Here is a 7,509-nt window from a genome sequence, read left to right on the forward strand (position 1 = left end):
TTTTGTTTTTTATCCTGTTTATTTCTAATAGCGTTAAATGTTCTTCTCAATGAAACTGTGATGTCATGTTGCAAATCTTCATAGTTATCTAAAAAGATAGTTGTTGGTTTTCCTGTTTGTTGAGTAATAAATGTTTCACTTGCTTTTTTAGCATTAAAAATAATCCCAATCATTTTTTCCATTTTCTTTGGATCATTTGCAGACCATAAACTGATTAACTTTATTGTTTCAGCTTCTAAAGGAATTTTACCTGCATTTCCGTTTGATACTAGAAATTCGCTTGCATTAGCTACAATGTCTTGATTTTGTTTTTGTAGAACATTTTGAGAGAAATTAATTGATGAAAAATCAAGCATGCTTGTATCTTTATTAGTATCTTTATTAGTATCTAAGTTAGTCTTATATAGATTGTGTCCGATTTCGTGATGTCCGCTTGTATCAAGGGTTTCAGCCATTTCTTGTCGGCGTCCGATTTCGTGATGTCCGCTTGTATCAAGGGTTTCAGCTGTTTTATTATTTTCTTGTCGGCGTCCGATTTCGTGATGTCCGCTTGTATCAAGGGTTTCAGCCGTTTTATTAGCAAAATCCCGTTTAATATACACGTCTTTTGCTGTAACTTCTAAATCATCAAGGTAAAGTCGATTGGGTAAATTTTTCTTTTTCTTGGGATCAAATCCTTGCTTGATTTGAAATAATAGTCCTGCTATATATGATCCATTATACCATTTAACAAAAAAACAGCCCCCATTATCCAACTAGTAGATAACGAGGGCTGTTTTAATAGTCTTTTCTAGGGGTCATTATATAATTATAGCCCCTAAACAAACATCTTTTGTAAAAAGCCTTTTTTCTGTTCTTTCAACAAATCTAACTTACGTTGATGAAGAGCGATAGTGTCGTCGAGTTGTTTGAAAAATGAACCAATTTTTTGCTGTTCTTCCTGACTAGGTTTATAGATTTCAAATTCTGAAAATTTAGAAATCCAATGACGTTCATGACTTTGAGGTACATATTTTATATTCTTCAACGTATTAAACATAAAATAGAAATTGTCAGAATTATCATTCAAACTAAGTAATTTCATTGCGGAACTCTTAATCTTAAAAGGGAAATCTACATAATGAGAACCAGTTGTAAAATCATCAAATATAATAACTGGATTCTCTACGGTAGCATTTTTAATCCCAGTAATCTCATCTGTATAGCCCAATAAGAAACTCTTACCTGCTGTTAAAACAGGTGTATTAAAAGTGTCATCATACTCTGTAGATTTAACAATATATTTTGTTGGTTGCTCATAGTTAAATATCTCCCCCAACTTACGCTGTTCCCAATCGTCAGCAAACCCCGCAAATCGCAATTCAGGAATTTTTTCTCCAGCTTTTGGAAACATTTTTTGCAAGTAGCCTTTTTTCTGTTCTTTCAACAAATCTAACTTACGTTGATGAAGAGCGATAGCGCAATCAAGTTGTTTGAAGAATGTCCCAATTTTTTGTTGTTCTTCTAATTTTGGATATAAAAGATTTACTTGTTTTAGATCAGAGTTATGCAGATGAACTACAGATTTTCCTTGAGCTCTCTTCGACATTTCTTGTCGTTGAGATCCATTAGAAATAGTTAAAGCTAAAAAAATAGAATCAATATAATTTACTGGTTTAATTATATTTAAATCTCCGCCTAAAATTAGACCTGATTTACCAACAACTGAAGCTCTAGAAATATCTTCTGAAGATTCTCCTGATGCAGGTACTATGACTTCAGATCCTTCACTAATTATTGAGTTATCTTTCTTATTTACAAATGTATCTACTTTCTCAATAACTGTTTCATATTTTGTATATAAGCGACCATATAAAATTATTGGATCTCCAAATTCGACTAAATCATTTTTTGTATATCCATTGCCTTTTGAAAAACTAGCTAATTCACCCAACTTACGCTCTTCCCAATCGTCAGCAAACCCCGCAAATCGCAATTCAGGAACTTTCTTTTTAACTGAATCATCTATTTTCGCCATAGTCCCCACCATTTTCTTGGTTTTTCTTGTTCTTCTATCCTTTTTTGATCTTTGATTTGTTCCTGCAAATTTTCCAACTTCTCTTTAAGAGCGTTCACTTCATCTTTATATTGATTGTCTAAGTGTTTGAATTGTGTTTCCTGTGAGGGCATTTTGAGAACTTTTAATCTGTCGTTTTTTGCTTTGTATTCTTCTAACAACTTTTTATCTTGTAAGGCTAATTGTTGTTGCTGGTCTAACAAATTTTGCGTTTGTTTTTGTGCTTCCACTAAACTTTTTATTTGTTCATCTTTATTGGTATTTTGAGATTCAAGATATTCAATTTGGTGTTTAAGACTGTTTAAATAGCTATTTAAAGTGCTGTTTAATTCAACGCCTTCAACACTTGTATTTCCTTTTATATTAGTGTTTTCTTGGTGTTTAACGGTATTTAACTTACTGTTTAAACTACTGTTTAATTCAATACCTATATTTTCTTTTATTTGTTTAACCGCTTCAGCGGTTAATAGCTTCATACTATTATTTCTAACTACATATTCGCTTGATATTTTAGAAACTTGATAATGAATTTTATTCTTGCTAACTCCTAACTCATCTGCAAGTTCTCGAATCGTTTTTAAATTGTCACTCATGATCTATATCCTGCCTTTTAACGATTGGTAGATACTGTTCAATCGATTTTTTAAGATACTTAGCAATATTCTTTTTCGAATAGTCATCTTGTTTGTCTCTGATATAGGCTAAGTGTTCTTTCACGCCCTTTAAACCACGTAATTCTTTTAATTCGTCATAAAGTGGATATACATTTTTCTGTAACCCTGACAAAATAGTCGTATCCGTTAAATCAATATATGACAATAAAAACTGCTCCATAAGTAACTTTGTATAGGGACTTTTTATTGCCTTAACAGTCAACATATCTTCTGTTTCTTCTTGACGAATCTTGCCCTCGATATAAACGGGATCATCCTGTTTATAACTACTATCAGCCGCAACTTGTTTTTTAGTAATGTGAAAGACAATGCTATCAATGCTGCGCCCTTTTTTAACTTTTTCGTACGTCACATTAAAAGTTGTATTATTTGTAATTTCTTCAATACCATTTTTTAAAATTCTTTTTTCAAAATTTCTAAAATCCAGATACTCATCTATCGTATCTGTCATTTCTCGTAAATCTCGGATACTAATTTCAGGATTACGATAACTATCAATTTGGTCTTGTCTCCGACCACCTTTAAAGCTGTAATGCTCGTACTGGTTGTAATTCATCGATAACCAACGGTATAGAATAATGGCATACTTGCTATTTAATTCTGCGATGTCTGACAAAGCATGTTGCGTAAAATTGTTTTTAAGATTGATTAAGTAAGGCATGATTTCACGATGAAATTCAATTTTTACTTCGTCACTATAATCCGTCCATTCCACATAAGGGATTGGCACAATACTAACAAACTTAAACCCTTTATCTTGTTCTTTTTTAATCTGAAAAAAAGCTTGTTTCTGCATTCTTTCAATCGCTTGTTTAAATCGGCTATGTTTATCGTTATCATTCACCTTAAAGAAAGCAAACATTTCTTGCTTTGATAAATAAACCGTTTGATCTTGAGGTGGGTTTTCTGTATCGATTAAAGAAACAGCTAATTCAAACATTTTAAGCGGCGTTTTATCCATTTTGGCAATGGATGTGATTAAGCTATTGTGTTCGACCACTTTTCTTTTTGATAATTCATTCAAGGTCTGCACCTGCCTTGTCTTTGATTCTGATATAATGGACATATAGATACACTCCTTTGGGCGTGTTGTTGGATATAAGCATAAAGAAAAACTTTTTGTCGGGAATTTCTTTATGCTTTTTATTATAGCATTTTACGTGTACATGAAAAAATAAAATGTACACGTATGCACAGTATTTTGTACACGTATGCACAGTATTTTGTACACGTATGCACAGTATTTTGTACACGTATTTAGCTTTGAAGCATTGCTAATGCTCACTTTATAACCACGCAAAAGAACAAAAGATTAAAATATAAAAGATAAACTTATAATAGGCTTCGCCTTTTTATTGAATTAATAAAAACAAAACAAAAAGAACACCGTTGTACATAATGTTTGTCCAGAGTGTTCTTTTTGTTTGGCATTATTTTAAATGATGGATTCCTGGTTATGTAACCTAATTGCCCCTTATTAAGCCAATAGCGACGTTTGAATCTATTTGATGATTATTTCTACGTCACATGGTTAAAAACGCTTAGACGAGCAAATAGGCCGTTATAACGTTAAAGACTTGGCCCTTTAAAAATATCACGCGTTAATTCAATGATTCGATTAATTAATGCTTTAACTTGTTCAATACCCCAATCTAATCTAGTTGGCGCTATTTTCGTATCTGGATCTGCTCTAGCTGTCGTCAGTGTCTTTAACCAGGTCTGGGCTACTTTTTTATTTTGAGTGAGTTCTTCATGATCCAGCTTATAAAGAACATACCGAGCCTCCACATCAGTATGCGATAGTTTGTCGACACCATAATCATTTTTAAGCATGTCACGCATCACATAGTCCATTTTTTGCTGTTCTCGCTGCCGCTTCTGAAACATTTGATGAGTTTCTTTCAGGTTTTGATAGTCAGCTTGGATGTCAGCTAATTGCGCGTTGACTTGGCCTAACGTTTGCTTGAGTTCTCGTGTCTCATGCTGGCTTTGCAAGGTGGCTTTCTTCATCGTGGCTAACACACTTTTAAAGCGATCTAAGTCATCTGGTTTAAGCACCGTCTTACCAAAGAGGTTTTTAGATAAGTCTTGTTTAAAGGCATCAATTTGTTTTTCGGCTAAGTCCAATTCCGTTAAGGCTTGATCCGTGATTTTAAGTACGGCCTGTTTCGCACGAATATTGTCTTCAATATCGGCTAGTTCAGTTTTTAAAGCGTTAAACTGATCGTTGTATTTTTTGATTTCAGCGACATTCTCAAACGGTAAGGTTTTGTTATTTAAAATCCCTTGTTCATAAAAGGGCAGCACTTTTTTTAAATGCTCATCTAAATCCTCATGAAAGCTTTGCAAATCATGGCGCGTGAGGACTTCTTTAGCGGATACTTTATCACGTGCTTTTTTATTATCAAAAACCACTGGGACAAAGGCATAGTGCAAGTGAGGGGTTGTCTCGTCATAATGTACGACAGCGGCCACGGCATTTTCTTGACCATAACGGTCATTCAGAAAATTAGTGGTTGCTTCAAAAAAGGCGCTCTGTTGCTCGTAGGACGCTTCTGTAAGTTCTTCAGGTAAAGTGACAATCCAAGTCGCTAACGCCTTCACATCGTCTCTTTTCATGCAATAAACGTCATTTAAACGCGCATTGAAGCGTGACAGCATATCAGAACCATCCGCCATCAGATCTTGATTTAGATAGGTTTTCGACACATCAATTTCTTTGTTAGTGTGATGGTCGGTTTTACGTTCAAAGTGAACCGCTAAACCTGGGACTGCGCCACGCGTATTTTTCTTTAAATGCGCCATCAAAAATGCCTCCTCAAAAAGGGTTTTCCAAGACCAGTATAACACCGTTAAAAATCTGGTATAGCCTGTTATACCAAAATAATATTTTGGACAGGCTCTGCGAGGCGCGTCATCGCCAAGCGATGACCGTAGCGTTTCCCCTTCTTACTGGGGAAACTGCTATTTTACAGCGCCACTTATCCGGCTTGTAAAACCTCTGGCGGGTCACGCCGTGACGGGGCAATTTATCATTGCAGGATCACTTTCAGTGAGAGCATGTCATGCAGAACGCTACCCGCGTGGGGCAAGCTGGTGTCAGCTTAACCCCATAAAAAAATAAGTTGAGATAGTATCTGTATCTCAACTTATTTTGAATGCTAATATAATTTCTCATCGTATTAAGTTATGACCAATATTTCCTGTAAGCAAACTACACGCGTTTTTTTGGTAACAATTTTAATAAATCTACACTGGTATGGATTGCTCAGAAGTCAATAAATTGGACTATTTTTATTTGCCACTTATTATTTTGATAAGTCTAACTATTGCTTTTGGCATCAAAAGTGTCTTAGCGATATTGGTACTAATTATTCTGTCACTTACATTAGCATTATTTATTGCAAAATAAAAAGCAAAGCTTTTATAAAAAAAGTCTTTACCTTTTATTTTTCCCAAGTCATACGATACTCTTTTGAATCAGTCTCAGTATCCATACCTACACTGTCTATGATAAAATCTTTATTCTCATAAAAATTAACGGCATTAATATTATCTACATAGACTGAAAGTGTTAATTTGTCGTTTATTTGTTTTAGGTAATTAATTAATCGGCTACCAACACCTTGCTTTCTGTAGTTCATGTCAACAAATAATCCAGCTATGTAACCATCTAATTCGCCTAAAAAACCGATAATTATTTCATTATTCCTATACACAAAAATATTTGCTTCAGGCAACATTTTTTTAATGTTCACAAATTGATTTTTCCAATACTGAGCGGGAATAAATGAATGTGCTTGTAAATTGCCATTCAACCAAATCTGTGCCAATTGTTCTAAATCCCTGTCTGAAAAACTGTTTAATTTTGTAATCATTGTAGCCCCCTTTTTCCTAAAACAAGTTTAATAAGAAATAGGAGAGGATTCAATTATCTAAAACTAGGAAATGATATTAATTAATCATATTCTTTTCCATTTATTGTTTCACATATTGTTTCTACACTTATTAGTTCCATTATTTCCACTCCTTATAATTTAAAAATATTCTAATTCTAACAATCGTTTATTTAAGTTACCTAGCGTTCCATATTTTCGTATTAACACTTTAGTTTCTTGTTCATTTTGAGCTTTACTTATCACTCTATTCTCGCTTTCTGCATTATCTAATTGTTGCTTTAAAAACTTTTTATTCATTTTTCTGTCCTTTCTTTTAAACACATTTTTTTTAGGTGTTGAGTGAGTGAAGCTGGATTGATGATTATTTTTAAGTTATTAAATTATGTACATAGATCACCCCCTTTTTTTATTTTGATAGTTCATTTTTTCCAGTGCGTTTTCGGTCGTTTGCTGTGATGAAAACAGATAAAAAACATAAAAAAAATACAAGGGCGAACTTGTGAGTTTATATACCCTTTTATTTTTGACTGTTTTTGATATGGTAAGTGACAGTAAACAGACGTATTACGCAGTGTAAAATGAGCTTTCTAAAAAAGGTAGTATGATACATAATTTAATTGTTTAACTTCAAAATAATCAGAAAAAAAGGACAAGATATTATCTTGTCCTTTGATTTTAATTGCCTTTAATAACGCTTCTAAGGCATTTTTAACATTTTACTAGTCTTTGTACTTTGTTGCTTTTAAAGTTTCTCTATGGCTCTTATATGAGCTAATTTAGCCATTTTAACTTAATGATTGCAAGTATTCGCTGTACCACACTTCAAAAGTATTTCTCATTGCGCCAAAAATGTAATTTTCAGGATTAACTTTTTGTTTTT

8 protein-coding genes are annotated in these 7,509 nt (G+C 33.3%); all 8 read right to left on the reverse strand.

Annotated elements, in window-relative coordinates; genetic code table 11:
* Positions 1 to 755: plasmid replication initiation protein (locus AC1RPW_RS07460; RefSeq protein WP_481761984.1), on the reverse strand; the 755-nt coding region annotated here is incomplete at its 3' end.
* 62 nt (positions 756 to 817) lie between these two features.
* Positions 818 to 2,017, reverse strand: a complete 1,200-nt coding sequence (locus tag AC1RPW_RS07465) for a restriction endonuclease subunit S (RefSeq protein ID WP_224143287.1) — start codon at positions 2,015 to 2,017, stop codon at positions 818 to 820.
* Positions 2,005 to 2,649 carry a hypothetical protein gene (locus AC1RPW_RS07470; RefSeq protein ID WP_481761985.1) on the reverse strand — a complete coding sequence of 215 codons (645 nt, stop codon included), beginning with the start codon at positions 2,647 to 2,649 and terminating at the stop codon, positions 2,005 to 2,007. Before AC1RPW_RS07470 ends, AC1RPW_RS07465 begins: the two co-directional genes overlap by 13 nt.
* Entirely contained in the window at positions 2,642 to 3,796 is a 1,155-nt protein-coding gene (locus AC1RPW_RS07475; protein ID WP_481761986.1) for a RepB family plasmid replication initiator protein, read from the reverse strand. Before AC1RPW_RS07475 ends, AC1RPW_RS07470 begins: the two co-directional genes overlap by 8 nt.
* Positions 3,797 to 4,299: 503 nt before the next feature.
* The gene (gene mobV / locus AC1RPW_RS07480; protein WP_481761987.1) at positions 4,300 to 5,535 is read right to left on the reverse strand and encodes a MobV family relaxase; all 1,236 of its coding nucleotides are present in this window, start codon (positions 5,533 to 5,535) and stop codon (positions 4,300 to 4,302) included.
* A 489-nt stretch (positions 5,536 to 6,024) separates the two neighbouring features.
* Positions 6,025 to 6,189 (reverse strand): hypothetical protein, encoded by a 165-nt coding sequence (locus AC1RPW_RS07485; RefSeq protein ID WP_013102110.1) that lies wholly within the window; start codon positions 6,187 to 6,189, stop codon positions 6,025 to 6,027.
* On the reverse strand, positions 6,177 to 6,608 hold the full coding sequence (locus AC1RPW_RS07490) for a GNAT family N-acetyltransferase (RefSeq protein ID WP_220741389.1): 432 nt from the start codon (positions 6,606 to 6,608) through the stop codon (positions 6,177 to 6,179). The genes AC1RPW_RS07485 and AC1RPW_RS07490 overlap by 13 nt, the downstream gene beginning before the upstream one ends.
* Before the next feature lie 159 nt (positions 6,609 to 6,767).
* Positions 6,768 to 6,926, reverse strand: coding sequence for a hypothetical protein (locus AC1RPW_RS07495; RefSeq protein WP_185931198.1), 159 nt, complete (start codon positions 6,924 to 6,926; stop codon positions 6,768 to 6,770).
* Between the last annotated feature and the right edge of the window lie 583 nt (positions 6,927 to 7,509).

This window comes from Dellaglioa sp. CoH-55-MRSF-8 (genome assembly GCF_056782195.1).

Coding starts and splice junctions, on each gene's coding strand:
- AC1RPW_RS07465 (WP_224143287.1), bottom strand. CDS start 2,017: ATGGCGAAAATAGATGATTCAGTTAAAAAGAAAGTTCCTGAATTGCGA.
- AC1RPW_RS07470 (WP_481761985.1), bottom strand. CDS start 2,649: ATGAGTGACAATTTAAAAACGATTCGAGAACTTGCAGATGAGTTAGGA.
- AC1RPW_RS07475 (WP_481761986.1), bottom strand. CDS start 3,796: ATGTCCATTATATCAGAATCAAAGACAAGGCAGGTGCAGACCTTGAAT.
- mobV (WP_481761987.1), bottom strand. CDS start 5,535: ATGGCGCATTTAAAGAAAAATACGCGTGGCGCAGTCCCAGGTTTAGCG.
- AC1RPW_RS07490 (WP_220741389.1), bottom strand. CDS start 6,608: ATGATTACAAAATTAAACAGTTTTTCAGACAGGGATTTAGAACAATTG.
- AC1RPW_RS07495 (WP_185931198.1), bottom strand. CDS start 6,926: ATGAATAAAAAGTTTTTAAAGCAACAATTAGATAATGCAGAAAGCGAG.